The sequence below is a fragment of the Undibacterium sp. Ren11W genome (genome assembly GCF_049340485.1).
Classification (GTDB): Bacteria; Pseudomonadota; Gammaproteobacteria; order Burkholderiales; family Burkholderiaceae_D; genus Undibacterium.
This window is the reverse complement of sequence record NZ_JBMPPB010000001.1, coordinates 323012-347453: the sequence shown is the minus strand read 5'-3', so window position 1 is coordinate 347453 and position 24442 is coordinate 323012. Positions and strand designations below refer to the sequence as shown.

The 24442-nt window shown below is 48.6% G+C and carries 21 protein-coding genes and 2 pseudogenes; 14 read left to right on the top strand and 9 right to left on the bottom strand.

What is annotated here, in order from left to right:
• Positions 1-5: 5 nt before the first annotated feature.
• The 9 genes from ACO0K8_RS01600 to ACO0K8_RS01560 all read right to left on the bottom strand — a co-directional run bounded on the left by ACO0K8_RS01600 (position 6) and on the right by ACO0K8_RS01560 (position 12480).
• A complete protein-coding gene (locus ACO0K8_RS01600; protein ID WP_422944867.1) occupies positions 6-2882 on the bottom strand; it encodes a type VI secretion system Vgr family protein in 2877 nt (958 codons plus the stop codon).
• A 98-nt stretch (positions 2883-2980) separates the two neighbouring features.
• Positions 2981-5719, bottom strand: coding sequence for a type VI secretion system ATPase TssH (gene tssH, locus ACO0K8_RS01595; RefSeq protein ID WP_422944866.1), 2739 nt, complete (start codon positions 5717-5719; stop codon positions 2981-2983).
• A gap of 116 nt (positions 5720-5835) precedes the next feature.
• A complete protein-coding gene (gene tssG / locus ACO0K8_RS01590) occupies positions 5836-6918 on the bottom strand; it encodes a type VI secretion system baseplate subunit TssG (RefSeq protein ID WP_422944865.1) in 1083 nt (360 codons plus the stop codon).
• The gene (gene tssF / locus ACO0K8_RS01585; protein ID WP_422944864.1) at positions 6882-8726 is read right to left on the bottom strand and encodes a type VI secretion system baseplate subunit TssF; all 1845 of its coding nucleotides are present in this window, start codon (positions 8724-8726) and stop codon (positions 6882-6884) included. The genes tssG and tssF overlap by 37 nt, the downstream gene beginning before the upstream one ends.
• Before the next feature lies 1 nt (position 8727).
• Positions 8728-9219: a type VI secretion system baseplate subunit TssE gene (gene tssE, locus ACO0K8_RS01580; protein ID WP_422944863.1), complete on the bottom strand. Its 492-nt coding sequence runs from the start codon at positions 9217-9219 to the stop codon at positions 8728-8730.
• 68 nt (positions 9220-9287) lie between these two features.
• Positions 9288-9779, bottom strand: coding sequence for an Hcp family type VI secretion system effector (locus ACO0K8_RS01575; protein WP_422944862.1), 492 nt, complete (start codon positions 9777-9779; stop codon positions 9288-9290).
• Positions 9780-9813: 34 nt separating this feature from the next.
• Positions 9814-11298 carry a type VI secretion system contractile sheath large subunit gene (gene tssC, locus ACO0K8_RS01570; protein ID WP_422944861.1) on the bottom strand — a complete coding sequence of 495 codons (1485 nt, stop codon included), beginning with the start codon at positions 11296-11298 and terminating at the stop codon, positions 9814-9816.
• Between the two features lies 1 nt (position 11299).
• Positions 11300-11809, bottom strand: a complete 510-nt coding sequence (gene tssB / locus ACO0K8_RS01565) for a type VI secretion system contractile sheath small subunit (RefSeq protein WP_422944860.1) — start codon at positions 11807-11809, stop codon at positions 11300-11302.
• A 71-nt stretch (positions 11810-11880) separates the two neighbouring features.
• A complete protein-coding gene (locus tag ACO0K8_RS01560) occupies positions 11881-12480 on the bottom strand; it encodes a tetratricopeptide repeat protein (protein WP_422944859.1) in 600 nt (199 codons plus the stop codon).
• Positions 12481-12990: 510 nt separating this feature from the next.
• Between ACO0K8_RS01560 and tssJ the strand changes: the two genes are divergently transcribed.
• The 14 genes and pseudogenes from tssJ to ACO0K8_RS01490 all read left to right on the top strand — a co-directional run bounded on the left by tssJ (position 12991) and on the right by ACO0K8_RS01490 (position 24402).
• A complete protein-coding gene (tssJ, locus tag ACO0K8_RS01555) occupies positions 12991-13608 on the top strand; it encodes a type VI secretion system lipoprotein TssJ (protein WP_422945836.1) in 618 nt (205 codons plus the stop codon).
• 52 nt (positions 13609-13660) lie between these two features.
• Complete coding sequence (gene tssK / locus ACO0K8_RS01550) at positions 13661-15007, top strand: type VI secretion system baseplate subunit TssK (RefSeq protein ID WP_422944858.1); 1347 nt, start codon at positions 13661-13663, stop codon at positions 15005-15007.
• Between the two features lie 5 nt (positions 15008-15012).
• Entirely contained in the window at positions 15013-15795 is a 783-nt protein-coding gene (icmH, locus tag ACO0K8_RS01545; protein ID WP_422945835.1) for a type IVB secretion system protein IcmH/DotU, read from the top strand.
• A 20-nt stretch (positions 15796-15815) separates the two neighbouring features.
• Complete coding sequence (locus ACO0K8_RS01540) at positions 15816-18533, top strand: type VI secretion system Vgr family protein (RefSeq protein ID WP_422944857.1); 2718 nt, start codon at positions 15816-15818, stop codon at positions 18531-18533.
• 32 nt (positions 18534-18565) lie between these two features.
• Positions 18566-19108 carry a DUF4123 domain-containing protein gene (locus tag ACO0K8_RS01535; RefSeq protein ID WP_422944856.1) on the top strand — a complete coding sequence of 181 codons (543 nt, stop codon included), beginning with the start codon at positions 18566-18568 and terminating at the stop codon, positions 19106-19108.
• 45 nt (positions 19109-19153) lie between these two features.
• Complete coding sequence (locus ACO0K8_RS01530; protein WP_422944855.1) at positions 19154-19894, top strand: hypothetical protein; 741 nt, start codon at positions 19154-19156, stop codon at positions 19892-19894.
• A 24-nt stretch (positions 19895-19918) separates the two neighbouring features.
• Positions 19919-21043, top strand: a complete 1125-nt coding sequence (locus ACO0K8_RS01525) for a hypothetical protein (protein WP_422944854.1) — start codon at positions 19919-19921, stop codon at positions 21041-21043.
• Between the two features lie 8 nt (positions 21044-21051).
• Positions 21052-21504, top strand: coding sequence for a hypothetical protein (locus ACO0K8_RS01520; RefSeq protein ID WP_422944853.1), 453 nt, complete (start codon positions 21052-21054; stop codon positions 21502-21504).
• Positions 21505-21528: 24 nt separating this feature from the next.
• On the top strand, positions 21529-21951 hold the full coding sequence (locus ACO0K8_RS01515) for a hypothetical protein (protein WP_422944852.1): 423 nt from the start codon (positions 21529-21531) through the stop codon (positions 21949-21951).
• Positions 21952-22024: 73 nt separating this feature from the next.
• On the top strand, positions 22025-22273 hold the full coding sequence (locus ACO0K8_RS01510) for an Imm74 family immunity protein (protein WP_422944851.1): 249 nt from the start codon (positions 22025-22027) through the stop codon (positions 22271-22273).
• A gap of 44 nt (positions 22274-22317) precedes the next feature.
• A complete protein-coding gene (locus tag ACO0K8_RS01505) occupies positions 22318-22761 on the top strand; it encodes a hypothetical protein (RefSeq protein WP_422944850.1) in 444 nt (147 codons plus the stop codon).
• A 161-nt stretch (positions 22762-22922) separates the two neighbouring features.
• A pseudogene (locus ACO0K8_RS01500) lies at positions 22923-23468 on the top strand (contractile injection system protein, VgrG/Pvc8 family).
• Positions 23469-23598: 130 nt separating this feature from the next.
• Positions 23599-24023 (top strand): annotated as a pseudogene (locus ACO0K8_RS01495) (TNT domain-containing protein).
• 1 nt (position 24024) lies between these two features.
• Positions 24025-24402 (top strand): hypothetical protein, encoded by a 378-nt coding sequence (locus tag ACO0K8_RS01490; protein WP_422944849.1) that lies wholly within the window; start codon positions 24025-24027, stop codon positions 24400-24402.
• Positions 24403-24442: the final 40 nt, after the last annotated feature.

The window sequence follows — 24442 nt, the reverse complement described above, 5'->3', positions numbered from 1 at the left end:
GAAGATTATTTGAGCGCAACACTAGCATCCCCATTAGTCGCAGCGTCCAAAGCTTTAAATTCGCACAGCTTTAGCTCCCCTACGTTTGGCAGCGTAAATTGAGCACTAGCACTCCCCGGCCCAGCCAATTCCTTCATGCTCGCTTTAAACACCACCTTGCCCGGGCCGTGTAGCATGATGTTGCCGCCTTCTAGTTTCAGGAAGGCGCCCATGGCGGTCATGAGTACGTGTTTGTTGGCGGCGATCATGACGGTTTTTGTGGTGCTTGTTACCGTGATGTTCTTGTCTGCTGTCACGCTGGTTTTGTCGCTCTGGCTTTGGCTGCTCAATTTGCCGCTGGCGGCGTGCAGTTTAATGCCCGTTTCTTGATTCGGCTTTTCTTGGTTGCTGGCTTTGCCGTAGGTAAACAGGCTGATGCCTGCCTTGACTGCGTGGTGTTGGTTGCCCTGACTGGCCAGGTTAATGTCTTGCCCTGCCGTGATGCTGCTGGTGTTGCCGCTGTTGAGGATGGCGTCTTTCGGGGTGGTGAGGGCTATGCCTGCCGGGCTGCTGAGCTGCAACTGGGCTTCGCTGTAGGCGGTGACTTTTCCTTTACCTCCATGTTCGCCGGCCTGGCCTTCTGCGCTGGCTTTGAGTACCGTGGCGCTGTGCTCTTGCTGTTTGATAGCGGGGAGTTTCTTGGCTTCCGGTTCGTCTTGTTTTTTCTCGTCTTTGAGTTTGGCCTTGTGCTTTTGCGCGGTCGTGGCGAGGCTGGTTTGCAGTTGTTGGCTGCTCTCGACTTGCGCTTGCGCTTCTCTAGAGTCTAACTGGGTGCTGGTGGCATTGGCTCGGGCGTCGGTGCTGATCAGCATGCCTTGCCCTGCTCTCAATGCGGCGCTGTGCGGGGTTTTGAGTTCTGTGCCAAAGCCGACTTTGTTGAGTCTTTGATTGTCGCTTTGATGCCGCAGGTGGCCCAGATTAAGTTCGGCCGTGCCCTGGTGTGCCACGGCGTGCTGTTGCAGGCTGGTGCGGCTTTGTTGCGGGCTGTCGTCAAACACTAATTGGTTGTAGCCGCCGGTGCCTTGTTGGCTGCTTCCCATGCTTTGACTCTTGATGCCAGAGAGTGAGGCCGGATGGGCGTGCCCGCCTTTTTCTCCGGGAAACCAGCTGGGGGCGTTGCCGGTGGCGACACCGCTACCGCTGGCGACCTGATTGTATTGCGCATCGGTATTACCCTTGCCGTTGTATAGGCTACCGATCACCACAGGCCGGTCGATATCGCCTTCGATAAAATCGACCAAGACTTCCTGCCCTATGCGCGGTATCGCGTTACTGCCCCAGTTGGCGCCAGCGACCGGGGCCAGGCTGGTGGCAACCCTTACCCAGGTGCCGGCTTGTTCGTTAGCCGGTGCGCCGGTGTGGCCGTCCGCTTGCGGATGGGCTAAACGGCAGTGCGCATTCTGGCCGCGCTGCCAGTGAAACTGTAGCTTGATGCGGTGATCTCTATCGGTGTAGATGACATTGCCTGCAGGCCCCACCACGATGGCGCTTTGCTGGCCAGCCACCGTTGGTTTGGGATGCAGCAATTGCCCATGTTGGTCGCTGCGCAGGCTGCGATACGGTATGGTGCTGCGGATGGCGTCGACGCGGTTGCGGTAAAGTGGCCGTTCGCCTTTGTCTTTACCAGTGGCATGTAGATTATCTAGCCCTATCAAGTCGCTCAGCTCGCCCAGGATTTTGCTAACGCCGACTTGTCCCAAAGCCTGCTCTAGCTGCGAATGCAGATCGGCGCTGAGGTTATTGTGGGCCTGATGCACGACACGCAGCACCACAAAATTGCTTTCATCACTGCCGTCCACCAGATCATGTCCGGCCTGGCCTAACAAACTAAACGTAGTGCCAGGTGAAAGTGTGCGTACGGTACCGGCACCGGTGAAGATTTTATTTTGCACTTCGACTGCCTGCAGTTGCAGATCGGCCAGACGCTGACCCAAAGCGCGGCTCTCGTAACTATACGCGCCGGGGGCGTCTTGCGACACCAGGCTACTGCTATCACTGCTATTATTGGCGCTGCTGTGCGCGACCACAGGCCGGGTATTGATGCTGCGATAATCCCAGCTCGCCACTTCTACCGCCGTGGTTTGCCAGCGGCGCTCGCTACGCCAGCGGTCCATGCTGTCACTCTTCATCACCGCGCCGGGCTGGGTGAAGTTGATGCTGGCTTGTGCATTTGGTTTAAAAGCGGCGTTGTTATCGGCGATCACCAGGGTATGGCTACCTAAGGTCGCACTGGCTGGGTCGCCCAGATGTTCTACCCAACTAAACAGACCTTCTTCACTCATCAGGCGCTGCACAAAGGCCAGATCGCTCTCTTGATATTGGGTTGTGAGTGAACGTTTTGGATAGGCACTCAGATCGGCAATCTCTAGCCGCCAGGCAGGCACCAATTTACCCTGCCCTTGGTAATCTTTAAAAATAGATTCCAGAATATCTAACACGCTCATGTCTTGATACGTAGTGCTATCACGGCGCAATGCCATGAAGGCGGTCCAGGGCTCGACGATCAGTTTGTAGCGTGCCAGACCACCGTTAGATCCTAATGTCTCGACCCGCGTCACATGTCCATGAAAAGGTCGCAATGCGGTACTAGCATTGGCCGTCATCAACTCTAGCAAGACCGTTTGACCGATTAGGCTTCTTAGGGCCAGATGGGCATTACCAGAAAGCGCAATGATCTCGAACTTAAAGCCTTCGCTCAGGCTCTCTACCCCGGTAAAACTCTCGGCCATTAACTGATTAGGGCCCAGCGGCGTGTTTAGACGCAGCACGCGCTGATGCTGCGTCCAGTCACCGAGGTCACCTAACAGAGAAAGAACTTGATTCGCTAGCTTGCTGATATTCATGCTTGATCCGACACGGTTTTGCAATTATTTCGGGCTAAGGCCACAGCAGTTCTTGGCCCAAAAATGCAGGAAAAGAACTGTGTTTCACTCTATTTTTACTACTTAATACTGTATTTAAACTGGCCTTGTTTATTCGCGCTGACCTTAATTTTACTGATCGCTGCACCTTCTGCCATTTTAGCCAAGACGCTCTCGGCGATCTCCGGTAAGAGCGTGCCATTGAGGATATTGTCTACATTACGGGCACCAGAATCGACCTCGGTACAGCGCGCCAACACCGCCTCTACCAGGGCATCGTCATAACTCAACTCGGCTTTATGATTGATGCTGATACGCTTTTGGATGCGTTTGAGTTTGAGTTCGATAATCTGCACCAGCACCTCATCGGCGATCGGATAAAACGGGATCACTTTCAGACGTCCCAAGAAAGCCGGCTTGAAAGCCTTCATCAATTGCGGACGTATCTGTTGCTCTAGCATTTCAGGTGTCGGCAGATCTTTCGCCTCTACGTTCAGGCATGCCTGCATCATCTGGCTAGAGGCGACGTTCGAGGTCAGGATGATGATAGTATTTTTAAAATCGATCTCCCTGCCCTCGGCATCATCCAGTACACCTTTATCAAACACCTGGAAGAATAATTCCAGCACATCAGGATGCGCTTTCTCTACTTCATCGAGCAAGACGACGCTATACGGATTGCGTCGTACCGCCTCGGTTAATACTCCCCCTTCGCCATAACCGACATAACCTGGCGGCGAGCCTTTTAAGCCAGAGACGCTATGCGCTTCCTGGTATTCGCTCATATTGATGGTAACTAGTTTGCGCTCGCCGCCGTACAACACGTCGGCCAGCGCCAAAGCGGTTTCTGTCTTGCCGATGCCAGATGGGCCTACAAACAAAAATACGCCCTTAGGTTTATTCGGATCGTCCAGATTTGCGCGCGAGGTGCGCACCCTTTGCGCCACCGCATCGATAGCATGGCTTTGGCCTAAGACGCGCTCTTGCAATAAATTTTGCAGGTTAAGCACAGTCTTGATCTCATCCTTAACCATCTTACCTAAAGGAATACCAGTCCAGGCCGCCACGATCTCGGCCACAATATGGCCGTCGACCTGCACCGGCACCATAGGCGTATCGCCTTGTAGCTGCTTTAGCTGTTCGATCAAGCCTTGTAACTCGCTATTTTCTGAGGACACTTTCGCGTCCTTGGATTTTTTGCCGGTTTTGCTACTAGCGCTAGGTTTTTCCGCTTCATGGTCAGTGCCGTTAGCAGGCTCTGTGCTAGCTTCTAAAGTGGCGCGCAGGTTTTTGATTTGCTCAGTCAAGACTTTTTCTTGTTCCCAGCGCGCACTCACACTACTTTGCTCGCTCTGCAAAGACTCAGACAATGTACGCAACTCTTGCAGGCGCACGCTATGCTTGCCACCGGCACTTTGCTCACGCTCTAACGAACTTACTTCTGCACTGAGCCTATCCAATTTTTTGCTGATGTTTTCTAATAAGACGGGGGTGGCGTTTTGCCCCAGAGCCACTTTGGCGCAAGCGGTATCGAGTACGCTGATGGCCTTGTCCGGCAATTGGCGTCCACTGATGTAACGATGCGAGAGCCGCACCGCTTCGGTGATGGCTTCATCGTAAACTCGCACATTAAAGTGTTTCTCCATCAAGGGCGCCATACCACGCAACATGGCGCAGGCCAACTCTTCAGATGGCTCTTCTACTTTGACGACCTGGAAGCGGCGCGCCAGAGCCGCATCTTTTTCAAAATATTTTTTGTACTCGCTCCAGGTAGTGGCTGCGATAGTGCGCAATTCGCCGCGCGCCAATGCGGGCTTCAAAAGATTAGCGGCATCGTTCTGCCCGGCTTGGCCACCAGCCCCTATCATGGTGTGTGCCTCATCGATGAAAAGGATAATCGCGTGCGGGCTTTTCTTGACTTCATCGATCACGTTCTTCAGGCGATTTTCAAACTCGCCTTTGACGCTGGCACCAGCTTGCAACAAGCCCATATCAAGCGTATGAATCTCGACGCCCTGCAATACTTCCGGAACGTCATTTAGCGCAATACGGAGCGCCAACCCCTCAACCACAGCAGTTTTCCCAACGCCAGCTTCGCCGGTAAGTATCGGATTATTTTGGCGTCTGCGCATCAGGATGTCGATAGCCTGACGGATTTCCATATCGCGGCCAATCACGGGGTCAACTTTTCCATCGCGGGCGCGCTGAGTCAGATTGGTGGTGAACTGATCTAAAGCAGGCGTCTTGCCAGCGACTTTGGAATTCAATTCGCTCACCGGATCGCCACCATCCTGGGCTTGATTGCCCCCCTGCTGCTGAACATCTGCAGCATCATTCTCTTGCGATCCTGCCGTCAGTTTCGCCAGATTGTGTTTTAAATCGTCAAGCCTGAATTTAACAAACAGTTTAGAACCGCGATACGCCAATTGCGCCAGATCTGGTTCTGTCAGTAAAGCCAACAATAAATGGCTGCTTCGTATCTGTTGCTGCTTGCCAGCCTGCACATCGAGCGAAGCGATCAGCCAGGCATGCTCAAACAGTTTGGGCAAATGTGGAGAAAACACCGGTGTGCGACTATTCCCGGTCTGAAAACGATTGATCTCAGTACGTAGATCTGCCTCTAAACTATTCGGGCTAATGTCGCAGTGATGGGCGATACGCACAAAATCACTATTAGGTTGCTCTAGCAAAGCTAAAAACAAATGTTCAATATCGACCTCGTACTGACCCAGTCCCACACAAATCGAGGCGGCTCTGGTCGCCGCAGTACGCGATGTATCATTGAGTTTGCTAATCAAAGTCTTGAGGTTAATGCTCATTTTCAGTTTACCTTTGTTTTATTGCTGGTCTTGATGGCCTGAGTCGTATCATCAGGCACACAGTATTTTCACATCTTGCTTAGCGATAAAATGATCTCTAGCGCTCAGCGTATTATTTATAATCCCTGTATCACATAACGCACATGATTGCGGTCCTCAGCAGATGGTGTCGTCATCAAAAAACTATCCCAGCCGAGACGCCCACTATTCGTTACTGAAGAGAAATTCATTCCCACGACATCTTGCTTGCGCAGTACCAACTGCACTTCAAATTCCAAGCATAAATTACTCAGCATCGCAAGCATGTGCTCCAAGGCTCTGGCTGCTGCTGCGCCAGGTAAAAAGGTGTCGAACTTAACCCGGTTCAAAGGCCCTATCAACAAGCGCATACGCAAATCACGCTGCCACACTCTGGCGCCGACCATGGCCTCAGAACCTAGCGTAGCGTTGACAGAGCCGAGCATGGTTTGTTGCTGCTCCGGCACCTCGTACCACGCACCAACAAATTGCTCTATCAAAAACGGCACGCCAAAATACTCACTCAAGACGCGTTGCATATGCGCCGCCGAGGCTGGCCTTTGCATCAAGGCCGCAGCATAAAACCCCATGCTTTGATCTAATACGCCTTGTTTCTCAGGCTCCAACCTGTCTTGCAAACTCTCATGCCCCAAACCAGCGATGGATAACAGTAGCGGCAAAAACTTGTCTTGCTTCCCCAACTCATACTTCAGCTCTAAGCGATATTTACGCCAAGCCTGATAAAACAGCGCCACCGCCCGGTTTGAAAACGTATCGAGAAAGGCCCTGGGACTTTCATCTTTCTCAAATAACTCTTGTGCCGCTATGCTCTCGGTATAGTGGGCGGGTAGTGCTCCATTCCCACCCAAAAAACCCATGAAGGTAGGCGTAATAGCGATTTGTCCCAGCTCACCATTTTGCAAAGCGGCTTGCATTTCAACTTCGGTTTTTTTTATCGATGCCGGCTGTAGCTTCAACGCCTCTAATTCACTGGCAGGAAAACTCAGTGAAGTACGGTTTTTAAAACGCACATAATCAGCGACCGCATTTTCGTGCGGAACGCCGTTTTGTTTCAACCAAAGCTCAACCATCCTGACCGCCTGAAAAAACTGAAAACGGTAAGGTTCATCCAGCAAACGCTGAACTACACTAGGCTCAAATCGCCGCTTCGTGGCAAACATCGCAGGAGCTCCTCCCCTGTTTTGCTAGACAAAATAATGAGCTGCGTAAAGCTGTTTGCGGTTACATACAAACCAAAAAATCTATCCAAAATATGCGCGAAAGCATGCACACCGCTACCGACGAAACTTTCTTCCTCTATGGTCAGACGTATTTCTATGCCGCGCACCAGACAGGCAAACGGATTGCCTGGCAACCAGGCTTTTGCGGCCTTATGCTCTATCCCGACTACACCACCTATCTGTCTTTGCGAGGTCGCCGATCGTGGTAAATCATACAATCGCAACATTTCCTGGAAAGCCACCAAGCCTCCCTTAGACAAAGACAAGTGATTCAGGGATAAATGCGAAATTAAACGCCATTGCGCTCCACGACCACGCTCAAAGCGATATGAGTTAGTCGGCTTCCGCAAAAAGCTAATCGCATTAACCATAGATCCGCCTTCGAGGAACAGATCGCCGCCCGGTAAACCATAGGTGAGCGACGCCGGCAAATCACGGTTACTGCAAGTGAGATCGAGACTGAGGGTTTGTATCTCTACCGCAGCCGGATCAAAATCGATATCCACGATAGAGATTGAGGTCTCATAACCAGGGCTTTTGGTGGCCAGCATTTCATCTCTGTGTGCCACCCAATAATGTCCCTCTTTCTCTGAGGTTTCGCCATGTTGCAAGGAATAAAAAGGACGAAACTCTGTAACCGATTCACCCTGTGGCGTTTGCCTGACCATCTTGACCGAGTCTATGCTATGCACTTCATAGGCAAAGGCGCGCCGCGCATCGGCCACCACCGGATACTGTGCGCCGGTATGGCTGAGGCGAATAGGATCGCCGCGTTGTTTGAAAATATTGATTACCGGGGTACAGCCCAGCAGGACGTTTTTAGCGGAGACCGTGGCCAGCATGCGCGCCATATTTGAATCTGAGCGCAAGCCGCTTAAGACCAAATGCAGAGTAAAGGATTTACATGCGCTAGGCAAAACGGAGCTAATCGCCTTCAAATCGATATCGAAAAAATTAAACTTCTCAGGGAAACTAAAATATTCAGTAAGTAAGCGATAGGCCGGATGCGAGCGTGCTGAAAACGAGATTAAAGCGTCGTCCTCATCAAAACCTACGCCTTGTAGTGGTACTTTTTTCAATGCGATCCAGCGCCGACTCTGACCAATTTCTACATAAGCGCACACGGTGCGCATGAAAAGACTGTCTCTTAAGCCCGCGCAAAATGAGGATTCACCATCGATAAAGGCGCGCAGCGAATCTAAGTTCAGTTGCGAAAAACCTAGCTGCTCAGAGAGCATATCAATCGTAATACTAATGCTGGAAGTAGCTTTAGTCGGCAACACCACCGATTCGGGGGGATTGGCAATCGGATCAAACCTCACGTGCGACAAACGTATCGGTGCCACAGTCACGTCATAGACAGTCTTAAAACGGCATGCTGCGCCCTTCACGGGTCTAGATGTTAGCTCGGTGCCGCGTGCAATTTTTGCCGCAGCAGTTAACTGAGCGGCGGCAGCGCTATAATCGAGACGAGCGATAGAGCAGGAGGGGAAAGGTCGCAAATAATGCGGATACAAGACATCGAACAGTGCTTCCGTGAATTCTGGATAATCATCATCGAGACGCTTAGAAATACGCGAATTGAGCAAGGCGAACGACTGTATCATGCGCTCAATATGCGGGTCTTCGCAGACTTCACCGACCATCAATAGGCGTCCGGCAATCTTCGGGTAACGCTCAGAAAATTCGCGCGAATAGCGCTTTAGAAAACCGAGCTCACGCTCGTAATAGGGCAGTAACTCGTCCATCTTACAACTCTATGCGCGTATTACGGCGCGTTTTACTAATCGAATAATGTAAGCTAGACGGCTGCAAGACGGCATCAAAACTGACAGGCTCTTGCGCGGGATGTACCACCAACAAGGCAGAAATAGCGAAATTGAGTTTATTCACCGAACCCTCTTGCACTTCTAAAGAAGCGATCACGTTTTGCAGGCGTGGCTCATGTCTGGCGATGGTCTTCTCCAAAGAACGGCAAATAAAAGCTCTATCATCCGTACTCGACAAACTTAGACCTGCAAAATCGTTCAGACCATAAGTGGCTATCGATTTACTACATTCCGGGTAGGACTTAAATAGCTCATCGGAGATGACTTTGCGGGTATTGAGCAAAGACTCCAGGTCGCGCGCCACAGAATCTTTCAATTCTTCCATAGACAGGCGTACCACCACATCATTAGACGCGGTCTGCCGATTGCCCATTAATAATTTATCCAACAATCCGGGAGCAAAGCCATGCATAAATCAAACTTCCAAAAAAGCTACCGCGACATTCAAACCAATGAATGCCGCGGACATTACAAAAAAACTTAAGCTACTTTATTTTCCGACAGGCTCCAACCACCAGCAGTATTCCCACCAGCGCCGCCGTCGATTTTTTGCTGAATGTATTTCCATTTCACTTCAGAAAATTTCAAACGAACTTCTTCATTCAAAATGTTGCCAGCAACAACGGAAGGAGAAACACCGCCGATCAAGACATTTTTAAGCTCGATTTCAAAGTATTTAATTCTTGCGCCATCTGCATTTGCGCGCATGAATTCAAACTTTGCCTTAGGAATAGTTTTTCCAGATGAGCTATTTTGCAGTAACAAAGGTGTCGCCAAATCACACAGCTTATGCAAAACAATATCTTTGTGCTCGCAGCGCTCGGCAGTGTGGCCACCACCGTTAGAAGAAGTGGCAGATTTAGGTTGCAATACTTCCCAGCTTACTGAATTACATTCGATCCAGTCTTTATGAGTAGAATCCGTAGATTCACCTTTGATACCGTCGATTTGCAGATAGACGTCAATTGCCATTTTGTATTTCCTTCACAAAAAATTAATTAAAAAATTACGACTTGGTCGATTGAGGCAACTCCGCGACCAAACGGAGTGATACCGATAACTCATCGAGTTGAAAATGTGGGCGCAAGAAACTCACCGCACGATAAACACCTGGACGGCCGGGAACTTCCGACACCTGCACCGAGGCTTCTCTTAATGGGAACTGCGCTTTTTTTGCCTGACTGGCATTATCATCAAGCAGTACATACTGAGACAGCCAATTCCCCAAAAACTCTTCCACGTTCGCCGCTGACGCAAAACTACCTATCTTGTCGCGCATCATCGCTTTCATATAATGCGAAATGCGTGAAACGGCAAAAATGTACTGAAGTTGGGAAGACAATACGGCATTGGCATTGGCCGTATCGCTGGCGTATTTTTTTGCTTTTTGCGCTGATTGCGCGCCAAAAAACGCGGCATAATCAGTGTCTTTGCAATGGACCAGAGAAATAAAGCCCAGATCACTTAATTCTTTTTCACGTCTATCGGTAATCGCGATTTCGGTTGGGCATTTCAATGCCACTTCGCCCTCATCGGTTTTAAAGGTATGGGTAGGTAAATCCTCCACCAAGCCTCCACCCTCAACCCCGCGTATCGCAGCGCACCAGCCAAAATCGTCAAAGGCCGTGGTCAGCTTAGTGGCGAAGGCATACGCCGCGTTACACCACAGATATTTCTCATGATCTGTACCGTCGACGTCTTCAACAAAATTAAAACCTTCGACCGTTGCGCCATCACGTGGATTAAATGGCAAACGACCCAAGAAACGCGGCAAAGTCAGCCCCACATAACGAGAATCTTCTGACTCGCGGAAAGACTTCCATTTGGCGTATTCAACGGTATCGAAAACTTTAGACAAATCTCTAGGCTTACCTAAATCACTATAAGTCTCGAGGCCAAACAATTCAGGTGATGCCGAAGAGATGAACGGAGCATGCGCCGCTGCGGCAACGTGCGACATCTGCTCGATAAAATACATATCTTCAGGTTGACGGGTAATTTCAAAATCACCGATCAGGGCACCAAACGGCGCACCACCAAAAGTACCGAATTCTTCTTCGTAGACCTTCTTAAACATCGTGCTTTGATCAAATTCCAAAGCTGTTTGAAAATCTTTCACCAATTCTTTCTTGGTGACGTTCATCATTTTTATTTTCAAACCAGTGCCGGTGGCAGTGTTACGCACCAGATAATTCAAGCCAGTCCAACTACCTTCAAGCTTCTGAAACTCGGGCGCATGCATGACTGCACTCAATTGCTTGGAGATCAGGTAATCGAGTTCAGCAACCCGCGCATCGATAGTTGCTGCCAGATTATCTGACACGACTACAGTGCCTTGCATCACCTGACTCACCAATTCAGAGATAATATCCTTAGCTCTAGCGTGCTCTACTGACGACTTAGCGACCTTACTTTGCTCGACGATCTGATCCAACAACCCGATTTCTGCGTACTCACCAGGCGCGCTAGTGGCCAATTGTTGTGAGGACATATTAAGCTCCCTGCTTAGTAGTTTGCTGACTCAAAGCAGCCAGTTTTTCTGTACTGTTAAGCACATCGTTCAAGATATCTTCTAGTTTCTCATTCCCAGCCAACTTATTTCTCAGATCCGCCAATTTAGTACGCGCTTCCAGCAATTTTTTCAAAGGTTCGACTTGCTGCACCACAGACTCAGGACGAAAATCTGCCATCGATTCAAATTTCAAATCAACCGCAAACTCACCACCTTTATCACTGAGCTCATTCGCAACCCGAAACGCTGCGCGCGGCTGCAAGCCACTCATTACTTCGTCGAAATTATCTCTATCGATACCGACAAATTTTCTGTCCTTTAAACGCTGCTGAGCCAACTCAGACTTACCGCTAAAGTCGCCCGCAACACCAACAACGAAAGGCAATTCCTTTTGCGCTACCGAGTCGCCTATCTCTACGTCATACGTCATCTGAATACGTGGTGGACGCACTTTTTGTAATTTTTTTTGTATACTTTCTTGCTTTGCCATGACAGCTCCTTATAAGGCTAAAAAATGACCAAAACGTCTCTTGGCCAACGTCCATCTTTATTACTGAGTCATTACTTCAAAGAACTAAAAGGATTGCTATCTGCCTTTTTCACTTCAACTGCCACAGGCTTAGCCGCAACTGCCTCTGGCTTTGCAGGCACGGTTCGTTTTACGACAGGTGCTGGCTTAGGCACTACAGGAACTAAGACTGACTCGCCCAAGCTCTCACGCAGCAATTTCGCCAGATCTTGCGCCTCAGTGCGAACCGAACCCGACAGATTATTTTGCTTACTCAAATCCGCAAGAGCCTTGGTTGATAAGCGCAAACCACTCACAGCAACGATGCTATTGGCCAACTTATCACTAGGATCACGCTGCAAGACCTCTTGTGCATCAATGATGGCCTGACCGTAATTAGAACGATCAAAGTTAATTTGCGCCATTTGCAACCATGGCTTTTTATCCGCAGGATAAGCGCTTTTGGCCGCTTGCAACTGAGTCAAGGCCTTCTCTGGCTGGCCGGAACTAGATGCGGCAGTAGCCTGCGCCAACATACTATCCAGACTAACAGGCACAGGCACCTCTACCACTTTTTTAGACATGTCAGCGCACGCGCTCAACAATACGATGGACGATATACACAACAGATAATTACCGGTACGACCTAACATAACCATTTCCTCTTAATGCCCGTAAACCATGAGCGCAATTAAATCAAAAAACTATTTTTCTAAGCAGCATCCACTTTAAAATACGGTTAATTTTATGGCAATAGTAATTAAACAACTAGCGTTAGTTAATTTGTAATAATTTGTAATAATTTAATTCCACATATACCGCTGGACACGTCAAAAAATCGACATCTACATTGAAAATTTCTTCTATTTCAGCCATCTCCAATTAACATCCATTAATTAATATAAAGACAAAATAAAGTTAGTAACAATTTTGACGTAAAAAATGATTAACACATTGGTGTTGTATATTTTATAATTGCGGTAATTATCCGGAAATAAAATTCATTAGAAAAATATTCGTACTAGGCGTCGTGCTTCATCGAACATTCGAGTGACAAGAAATGAATAAATGTTAAAACGATTTTGCGCTGCCTCACATAAAGTCACGTCAAACCTAAAGAACATCAAGCAATGATCAAGCCTAGGTAACTAATTCAGGTGAATATGAAAAAATCTTTTATACAATTAATTTTAATTTTCACAAGCCTAATGACAATGTCGGGCTGCGGCACGATGGAAGCGGTTGGCGGCATCACCAACAGTGCATTGGAAGTAGTAGGAATAAAAAAACCTGACGTCCCAGAGATACCAAAAATCCCGGATGCGCAAAAACCAGCTCGAACTATTCGGATTGATGTACACGCCTCGAATAATTTAAATCTGGATGCGAATGGTCGCCCACTAGCTCTGGTCGCCAGGATTTATAAGCTAAAACAAAATGCCGCATTTGAGCAGGCCAGTTACGACACCTTTTTAAATCCTCAAAAAGAGAAAGAATTGTTAGGCGCGGATTTACTGGAAGTAAAAGAAATAACCCTGGTACCTGGGCAGATCTACCGTTCTGAAGAAAAAGTGAGCCAAGAGGCTTACTTTATAGGCGTCATTGGGCTATTTAGAGCGCCTGCGGCGCAGCGCTGGCGCACTAGCTTTCCCGCAGCAGAAGCAGAAAAATCTGGTATTACTGTGGCCATGCATGCCTGCGCCATAAATGTAGGGACAGGCATGGTAAGTGCAATTTCCACTTCCAATACCCAGTCCATGTCGGCGCTACGCTGTCCTTAAAACGGACAAAAACTGCAAAAGCAACAATCATAATTATTTAAAAGAGAATCACGTGAACATCGACGCAAAAGTTTTATGGGGCGAAGGCTTGTTCCTACGTCCTCAACATTTCCAGCAACAGGATAACTACCATGAGCGCCGCTTGCATGAAATGGCAATGGCCTTACACCCATACTCCTGGGGCATTATTAATTTGCAGTGCGATAAAGATGCACTAGCAAACAATAGTTTGCGACTGCTAGAGCTTGCCCTCATATTTCAAGATGGCGAGATGCTGAAAGCGCCCGCAGTAGACGATTTACCGGCAGCGATTGATCTGAGTGAACTCGCACTATCACAGCAGAGCATTACCTATTACATCGCTCTTCCTGCTCTCAAAAGCTTTGGCGGCAACTTCTCTGCGACGCCGAATGGCAGTAACTCCAGTCGCTATGTGCAAGAAAATAGAGATACCCCGGATCTGTTCACGCAGGCAGTCAACGCCGAATTAACTTATCTCAAAAAAACCGCAAGGCTGGTATCAGAATTTGAGCCACGCGATTCACTAGTGAGTTTTCCGGTCCTACGTTTGCGCCGCACTTCAACAGGCGGTTTTGAGTTAGACCCTAGTTTTGTTGCGCCTAGCTTGAGCATCCGCAGTTCACCACTATTGTTTATACAATTACGGCGCTTACTAGATGCCTTGCAAGCCAAGGTAAACGCCTTGTACGGGCATCACCGCGAACCGAGTAAAAACGTGATTGAATTTCGCTCCGGCGATATCTCTTCGTTTTGGTTACTGCATACAGCCAGCTCTGCATTTGCTTCTTTGAGCCATTATTTGCACCATCCTAATTTGCACCCCGAGCGTCTGTATGAACAATTACTCGGCATCACCGGTGCTTTGCTGACTTATTCCAAGACCAGTTCCCTGACCGACTTACCACCGTATTCGCATCAAGATCCCGGTCCTTGTTTTGCCAAGCTGCACGGGATAATCCGCGAGCTGTTGGATACAGTCATTTCGTCCAAATACTTCTCTATTGCGCTCACTGAAACCAAACCATCGTATCACCACGGCATGCTCGATTCCGGCAAAATTACCGCCGAGACTAGCCTTTACATTGCGGTCGGCGCGGATATGCCGGCAATAGAACTGGTCGATATCGTACCTCTGCGATTTAAGCTGGGAGCGCCGGACGATGTAGAAAAATTTGTGCTGTCGGCCATGCCTGGCGTCAAATTAGTGCACTCACCGCAGGTGCCGTCAGCCGTGCCGGTACGACCAGACACCTACTATTTTGCGATAGAAAATAAAGGGCCTATGTACGAGCGTATGCTCCAAGCCCAATCTATTTCTATTTACGTACCTTCCGGGATACGTGACCTTAAACTCGAACTTTTGGCGATTACAGCATGAGCGACATGAACAGCACCTACAATTCGGCTCCTTCACTGCTAGGCAATAATTTTGCGCAACATGCCGCGGCCGACAACACATTCACCCCGCGCTCCTTACTCGATTTAATGTACGACGGTTTTTATGCCTTGTTCATGCTAAAAAATCGTAGCGCACCGCAAGACGACGTCATTTTTTCGACCAAAATCAGCCGCTTCCTGGAAGACTTCGATCGCAATGCAAAAAAAATGGGCGCATCGGCCGACGACATTCATGGCGCCAAATATGCGTTCTGCGCCGCCGTCGATGAAATCATCCTACGTTCACAGTTCGATATAAAAGCCGCGTGGGAGCGCCGCCCTCTGCAATTGCTCATTTTCGGCGATCAATTGGCTGGAGAAAATTTTTACAACCGCTTAGAAGAATTACGCACTAGGGGTGCCGCCCACGTTCAAGCCCTGGAGGTATTTCATATGTGCCTGCTATTAGGATTTGAAGGCAAATACATGTTGGAAGGTTCAGAAAAGCTCAACTATCTGACCGCCCGCCTCGGCGATGAGATCGCTTTAATGAAGGGCAAGAGTGCAGGCTTTGCGCCGCATTGGGCGCGCCCCGATCAAATCATCAACAAGCTACGCAATGAAGTGCCGCTGTGGATCATTTGTTCTGTATTCGCCCTGATTGCAATCTCTGGCTATTCTGGTCTGAACTGGATGCTGTCGCGCTCCACCGCGACCAGCATCAATGCCTATAACGATGTCGTCAAGCTAGCCCCGCGCGCCGCCAATATCACCATCACCTTGCCTTGATTGCGCACTAAGAGCTATTTATGAACGACCTCACCTCCACGCTAAGCAATGAGCTTGCCGCCGTCAGTTCTCAACTCTTCGGTTCCCTGTTAAGCCAGCATGCCCGTCTCATTACTCTGGAGACGGCGCAGGGTTCAGATCTTCCTGATTCTTTGATGGTAGAGAGCTTTAGCGGCACGGAGGCGGTCAATGATTTGTTCTGCTTCGAGATCGATGCCCTGAGTTTATCGACCACGGTCGACCTCAAGCAATTCATCGGAGAAGAGATTACGCTAAGGCTGTTGCAGGCAGATGGCAGCAAGCGTGCCTGGCATGGCTACTGTACCGAGGCGCAATGGCTGGGTGCCGATGGCGGCGTGGCGCGTTATCGTTTGCGTCTAGAGCCCTTCCTGGCCTTTTTGCGTTTACGGCGCGATGCCTTTATTTTTCAGGACAAGGATGCGCAGCAAATCGTCACCGATCTGATGGCAGACTATCCGCAAGCCAATTTTGCCTGGGATGTCACGCAGACCTTGCAAAAACACGCGATCTGCACGCAATACCGTGAGAGTGATCTGGAATTTCTGACCCGCTTATTGGCGTCCGAAGGTTTGAGTTACCGCTTTGAACACGATCAGGCTGGCTCGGGTTCCGGTTCTGATTCTGAATCCGAGTCAAACTCCGGCTGGGCTAGCCATGCCAAACATCAGCTAGTGATCTTTGATGCGCATGCCACCGCGCCGGCCATGCCGGGCGACAGTAGCATCCGCTATCACGGAGTACGCGCCAGCGAGGCCAGCGATTCTATCAATCAGTTTGCCGCCATCCGTCAGGTACAGAGCAATGCCGTGACTGTCTCCAGCTGGGATTTTTCGCAAGTAAGCGCACCCGCCTCAGAACTGAGTTCTAGTCTGGCAGCCGGTGAACTACCCGCTTTATCTATCTATGATGGCGTGGCAGAACGCGCCTATACCGATAGCGCGGCCGCCTCGGATCATAGCGAGCTGCAATTGCGCGCCTTGGAAATGCAAAATAAACGCTACCAAGGCGGCGGTGCGGTACGTCAATTGGCCGCTGGCCATGCGTTCACCTTAAGCCAGCATGCGCATTACCTGCCCGGTGACGACGCCTTCACGGTGCTCTCGGTAGAGCATGCCGCCACCAACAATATAGCGGCGGGCGTGGCGCGCCTGCTCAACATCAACGAGCTAGAGCGCGGCACCTATAGAAATACCTTTAGCTGTGTACGCCAAAGCGTGCCCATCGTGCCCGCCGCCACCGCATTGCGTCGCCCGCCTAGCGCATTGGGCGCACAGGTGGCGCTGGTGGTCGGTTTGGCTGGCACCCCTTTGAGCACAGAACGCGATCATCAGATCAAGGTGCAATTTGCCTGGCAACGCGGGCAAGCGCCATTGGCTGGTGGCTTGAGCGAGACTGGCAGTGAGGCAGACACTAAGGGCAACGCCCCCGGTAACGAGACCTCCGGTACCTGGGTGCGCGTGGCCGAGGCGCTGGCCGGAGCCAATTGGGGGACGAATTTTACGCCGCGTCTGGGTAGTGAAGTCGTGGTCGATTTTATTGAGGGCGATATGGATAGGCCCGTCGTTATCGCCCAGCTCTACAACGGCAGTGATCTGCCGCCCTACTCGGCCGGTGTCGATTCTGGCGTGAATCACGCCGGTTACCTCTCCGGCATGCATAGCAACAATCTCGAAGATGGCGGTTACAACCAATGGGTGGTCGATGACACCCAAGCGCAATTACGGATGCGCTTAGCCAGCAGCAGCGCCGCATCCCAGCTCAATCTCGGTTATCTGATCGCACAAGCGCCCACCTCGGCGCAACGCGGTAGTTATCGAGGGATCGGTTTTGAGTTACGCAGCGATGCCTGGGCTAGCCTGCGCGGCGCCGAAGGCGTATTGATCTCCACCACCGCACGTCAGGCCAAAGGCAGCAGCGTCAGCTCAACCCAGATGGATGTGCAAGAAAGTGTCGCCCAACTCAAAGCCGCACAAGGCACGGCTAGCGCCATCAGCCAGGCCGCCACCCATCAAAACGCCTTGATCAGCAGCGACGCCAACAAGGCGCAAGGTGCGCGCATCACGGCATTAGATCAACAACAAAAAGGCAAATACACAGCCCCCGTGAATGGCCACACCGCACAGAAAGCCACGCCTGGCGCACGCGAGTTAGACCCAGCACAGCCGGTAGAAAAGTTCGAGAGCGCCATCGTCCATCTGGAAGGCCAGTCCAGCATCAACCTCGCCAGCCCGGCGTCGACTGCCCTGTTTGCAGGCCAACAGCTGCACTGGACCACGCAAGCAGACAGCCACTGGGCAGCAGCCCACACCGTGGCCAGCGTCTCGGGCAACGCCACCAGCTTGTTCACGCATGCCGGCGGAATACAGGCCTACGCCGGCAACGGCCCACTCTCGCTACAAGCCCACACCGACAAACTAGAACTACTGGCCGACCAAGAGATCACCATCATCTCGGTCAACGACCAAATCAGCATCAACGCCAAACAAAAAATCACCCTAATGGCAGGGCAATCCTCCGTCACTCTAGAAGGCGGCAACATCACCTTCACCTGCCCCGGCAATTTTACGGTGAAGGCAGCCCAGCATGTGTTTGATGCGGGGGCGAACAAGGCGGCGCAATTGGGGAAATTGCCGGATGGACGGGTTTCATCGCCCATTTGCACTGAATGCCTAAAGGATGCGGCGGCATCTGGTAGTCCATTAGTAGCTCGCAGCTGATGGTAACTTCCAACTTAAATCAATCCCGCAGCATGTATTTTTCTGAAGTAAGGCCGCAGGAAGAAATAACGCAACAATTGCGGACATTGACAACAGGTAAGCTGCGCTTGTATGCATTAATTGATGCGGCACATACCGCAACCAAACTTCAAATGATACGTCAGCATGTTTCTTTTGATGCTGCCCTAGGTTTATTTGCCGGAATGCCTGAACAAGATGCGCAATCAGCAGGGCCTTTTTTATTGCAACTAAATCCTTTTGAAACCACTCATGAAGCGAGGATAAGCTGGCTAATAAAAGCTCAGATACTTGCGCCATGCGTGACTTGGATTTGGAGCGAGGCAATTCCGTCCGTTTTACACAGGCACTTGCAACAGCAATTAATTGCCAAATTACCTGATGGCAATGAGGCGCTATTACGATTTTATGACCCACGGGTCTTGCAGCAATTACTAACGACATTATTCAATACAGAGCAAACAAAGGCACTGCTAGGGCCGATTGTCCGGTGGCACTGGTATCTCCCAGAAACGGGCCAACAAGCCTACTCAACTGATACCACCGCGGTGTCTTAGAGATTGGTTTATTCGCAAACCCCAGACTGCCAACAAGCGCTATCTATGATTACAATTACATTCGATCAATTACGACTACTCGATAGCGACATTCGCCATAAGTTCGCAGTAAAACTGAGTACTCAATTGCGTGCCGACTATACGGATCTGTTTGCCCCCTTGCCGCCCGCACTAACACAGCGCATGGTGGCACGCAAGATAGATTACGCAGAAGAACGTTACGAGATTCACTTTCAGAGTGCCTTGACGACGTATCTCCATTATTGCTGTGCGATTGGTCCTGCCTTTGATACGCAGAGCGAGATTCAATCTGTGCTCGATGACCTGTCTTTGTATCCGGATGATATTCCTGATCTGCTGCCCGATAGAGTCAGCGACCAAGGCTGGGAAGAAGCAGATCAACAAGCACGCAAGAATGGCAAGAGCGCCTGGTTTGACGCCACACCAAAGGGCTTGAGCGATGAAGTGGCGGCACGTTTTTGTTGGGCTAAGCATGCAAGCAATTTGGAAACGCTTCATCAAGAATCGCCCACCAATGAAACGGCAGATGCAGACCTAACGGCATACATTACCAAAGCAATGCAAGCAGCACGAACGCATCAAATCAATGATGCCACTGGCATGGCAGCCTTTGCCTTTTGCATGGATGTGCTGGGGGCTGATTTTATCCGCCTTCACGGCAAAGCCTGGGTGCCGGCGGTATTTCATGACACGGCCATTTTACCCGTCTTACGCAGCGCGACCCTGGTGGGCTGTACCGAGCTTGAATGGCGTATTGCGCTATAAATTATTAGAAATAGGATAAGTGATATGGCCGATCCAAATGCAGCAATCAATTTTGTAGAGTACATGAAAGGTGTCGGAGACGCCGTTGGCAATATGGCCAAGGAAGGGGCGTATGGCGTCTACGATTTTGGACAAGTCGTGGTTGGTGGCAGCAAGATTCTGGCAAAAGAAGGCTTAGGCGCACTCGGCGCAAAAGACGCTGCGGCGGCCATCACGATAGAAGATATCAAACCACTCAGTGCCTTAGGTAAAGTGGCAGTCCAAGACGGCTATGAGGGTTTGGGCAATGCATTAAAAAGCATGCCAGCGAATGTCGCCAACGCGGTGACCGATGCCGCTGGCAAAGGGGATATGCGGGCGCTCGGTAGTGCAGTAACGGATGCAGTATTTCTAGCAGAAGGCGCACGAGCCGGTGCCGTGGGCGCAGTGAAAGGGGCAGCTAAAGGAGTGAATGCATTAAAATCTCTGGCGACCTCTGAGGCTAAGGCTGTTCCTAAGGTGGTGCCAACGGCTACTCCCAAGCCAAGAGCAAAACCCAAGGCTTGGGGGGCTCGCAAAAACGCGAAAAAGGCTAAGAATCCTAAGACTAGTAATAAGGCTTGTCCTAGTTGTGATAAGAGGAAAAACGTTAAGGCGCGAGAAAAGCAACAAAAAAATTACGCAAAAGAATCACCAAAAGAAACTACAGCATCTTCGAATCAAGAGAAAATTTCTTCAATTCGAGAGAAAATTGGTGCCGATATTAAAAACCATCCATTACGCCAATCCTATGAAAACGAAGTGGCAGGGTTAGAAAAAAAATCACAAAATATGACAGAGACTGGAAAACCGAAAAATGAAATCGCCAATGAGTTGTGGAAAGACAGGAGAGAACTTGGTATGAAGTATAAGGATCTCACGCCACAACCACTACGAGACTATATTTATGAGGTGAACTCAGGTAGATACGGCGATCCGCTAGGGCCAAAATTTGAAGATCTAGTCAGCAAACAATTGGAAAGTGGTAAAACACTTGATGAAGCTTACGATAAAATAATTAAATCATCTTCCACATCGAATAGTGATATAAACACACTTTTAGCGAAATTCGAAGAATGGCTTCAAAAGAAAGACACTTCCTACATAGACGCAGCACTCAAATCTTTTTAAGGTCAGTAATGGAAAAAAGAATATACCTCAAAAATTTCGACAACTACTTGCAAATTTTGGAGTATGACACCTATGAAGGTTCACATCGCATTACAACACGCGATGAAATTACTAAAAATAACGTAAAAATTTCATTTGGCACTTTTGTAGTTGAAGGGAATAACGTTGTTGGTGTTTATGCGACACCAAAAGGCCCTGTCTTCTTTAAAAATGAAACTAAACTCTTAGGTTCTCTTGGTGCAATAAAAGTAGAGATACAGAAAAATGTCAAACCTGGAATTAACCATTTTTCGCTTTACTCTAAGGGGCAACGAGTATTCGAAACCACTTACCTAGATCGAGACGGCATTGATTGCAATCCCTACGATACAGAAGAAGAAGATATAAATATGTTTGTTATGCTTTCAAATGCAACGGAAAAATCTCAGTTTTTTATTAATTACACTAAAGATTGGCTGTAAGAGCGTAACCCACAATCTAAACGTATGATTGTATTTAATCAAATTCTGAGGCAGCAACAACAGGTTATTTTCGATGCCAATACTGGTACTTTCTCTCCGATAGATGGAAATAAAATAGAAAGATCAAACGGTAATTTCTCTGAATTTGGCGAGCATACGTTCGCACTGTATGTTGATTTTGGCATCCTGTGTTTTCAATGGAACGATCATCGCTGGGATATGACTTCGTCAAATTTGGTCATTGAATATCAGCATGATTTCAAAATGCAGGCCACTATGTTCGCTGTAAATGGTTTAAAGATTGAATATCCTGCTTGGTGGAAAAACGATCCACATTTCGATCCAAATCTTCCTGAACTAGACGAAGATGAAGATTATTTTGGGTACATTTTTTCGGTTAAACAAAATCAACGACTACAACATAACTTAACAGTAGCTTGGGGGTAAATCGACAACAGTACAGCAGCCTACCTTGGTAATCGCCCCATTGCTCAAAAAATTATGAGCTATCCGAAGAGACATGATCTCAATAATAAAAACTACACCCAGTTCTATCAGTTTACAGATTAATGATAAAACCCTAAAAGTACTAGGCGAGTCATTTGCACGAGGATTTGGGTCACCAGATTTCATCATTAATATAGGTAGCATAGACACATGGGAACAACCGCATGAGGAAATTGTGGTCACCGAAAATGAGAAAAAAATGATTGTGCAATATTTGCTTGATGAGTTAACTCGACGTAAATGGACAGTTATTGCGGAATGAAGCCAATCGAGTGTTACATCCCGTCCAAAAATAATCGATTAAACGTGACCAATATAAATATTTTATTGAGCGTAATAAATGTTATTGCAAAAGATGTACCTGCCGCCGCAAGCCAGTTAGGAACGTTGCGTGAAAAAATTGCCGCTGGCATAGAAAAATACGACACAAATATCTCTGGTTTTAAACACTTTATCGTCTTTTCTTCAAATGGAAAGCCAACTGAATTTAGCTTTACCTTAAATGAAACTATTGATATTGCTGACATAGAAAAAAAATTTGGCTCGGTATCGGGAAATTATATCTTTAGAGATAACATTACTGAATTTTCTTATCATAATACCACTCCCTCTCCTATTGCCTTCAGCTTTATTAAAGATAATAAATTTGAAAAGAATTTGGACGGATCTTTTATTGAAACAACTCCATCTGGACAAGCAAAAATTCACACGAATTTATTGTTCGATTGCTTCTCTATTAAGGTCATTTGATTGTATCGAAGCACCAAAATTAAACAGACACTTCAACGGTACAGGCGCGGTCAGGCAACTCGCTGCCGCCCATACTTTTCAATTCAGCCAGCATAACCAATATGCACCGTGTAATAACTGTTTCACCGTGAGTATGGTCGTCCATACGGCGACGAATAACTTTGAGGCCGATATCGCCCGATCAGGGTCTCGCTAGCGAAAAAGATATTGTCACCAACTTGCGCTCAAAAGGCGTTAGCGTGGCGCGTTATCGCTTGCGTCTTGGACCCTTCCTGGCGTTCTTGCGCTTGCGACCCGATGCCTTTATTTTTCAAGACAAAGATGCGCAGCAAATCGTCACCGATCTGATGGCGGATTATCCGCAAACCAATTTTGCCTGGGATGTCACGCAGACCTTGCAAAAACGTGCAATCTGCAACCAGTACCGATAGACCGATCTGGAGTTTCTGACCCACTTATTGGCGTCCGAAGGTTTGAGTTACCGCTTTGAACACGATCAGACTGGCTCTGAATCTGAATCTAACTCTTGCTCGGCCAACCATGCCAATCATCAGTTAGTGGTCTTTGATGCGCAGGTCACAGCGCCGGCCATGCCGGGCGAGAGCAGCATCCGCCACCACGGCGTACGCGCCACCGAGGCCACCCAATCGCAATTGCGGATGCGCTTAGCCAGCAGCAGCGCCTCCTCCCAGCTCGATCTCGGCTAGCTATCAGAAAAACAATGACACTCAGGCCAAATTTGTAAAAACCAAGGGGCGCGCAACTGAAAAACAAACCGCGAAAGCCTCGCTCAAAGACTTTTCAGCGACAGTTGACGATTTTAATGGCCAAGGAAAAATGGCGAAAAAGGCCTATGAGTTACAAAAAAATGAAGAATGGGCAGCACTTGAAAAAATGTTCACTGACGAAAAACTAAATGATGGCTGGCTACCAAATCGTGGGGCAATTTCAACAGAAGAGATTGTATTGGAACCTGGAGAAAAAATAGATCGGCATGGTGGCTATTTCGATCGCGACACGGGCGTATTTCGCGATAAGGGTACTTTTTCTGCGAGTGCTAATGAACCATTTGAAAACAGAGCCCTTCCAATGGACACACTCAATAAACTCTACAAAATATATGAGGTACAAAAAAAATTCCCAATGTTCAAGCTGATGAAGCAATTCCCTGGTTTGAACAACGAGGGAAAGGAATACAATACGAACTACCACGATCCGTTGAAGAGCTCGTTGCAAAAGGTTATTTGAAAGAGGTGAAATGACATGACACTGAATTTACTTCAAGCTCCAAAAAAAATGATTTTCGATGATGACGATGCCAAATTGGCAGTTGAAAAATTCGAAATTATTGTTAACAATAATAAATTCAAAATAACTGCTAAAGATCTAATTGAATTTTCTAAGCTGGATGGTTATACAATTATTGGAGCTGCTCAATGGATAGCAAAATCGTTAGGCCTTAAAACCTCAAAATTCGATGGTGACATTGCATATATTGGAAGTAAGCGTGGGCTAATGCTGTATTTCGTGCCCGTCAATTTAGCGAACGAGGAACAATGCATTTTTATATTTTCATTTGGCGAATTTCAACCGAATCGCTTGAATTTGATCTACGAAGCAGTATATCAATCTATAAAATAGCTCGCATCAGTGAATTATTGAAACATTCAAGGATATCCAC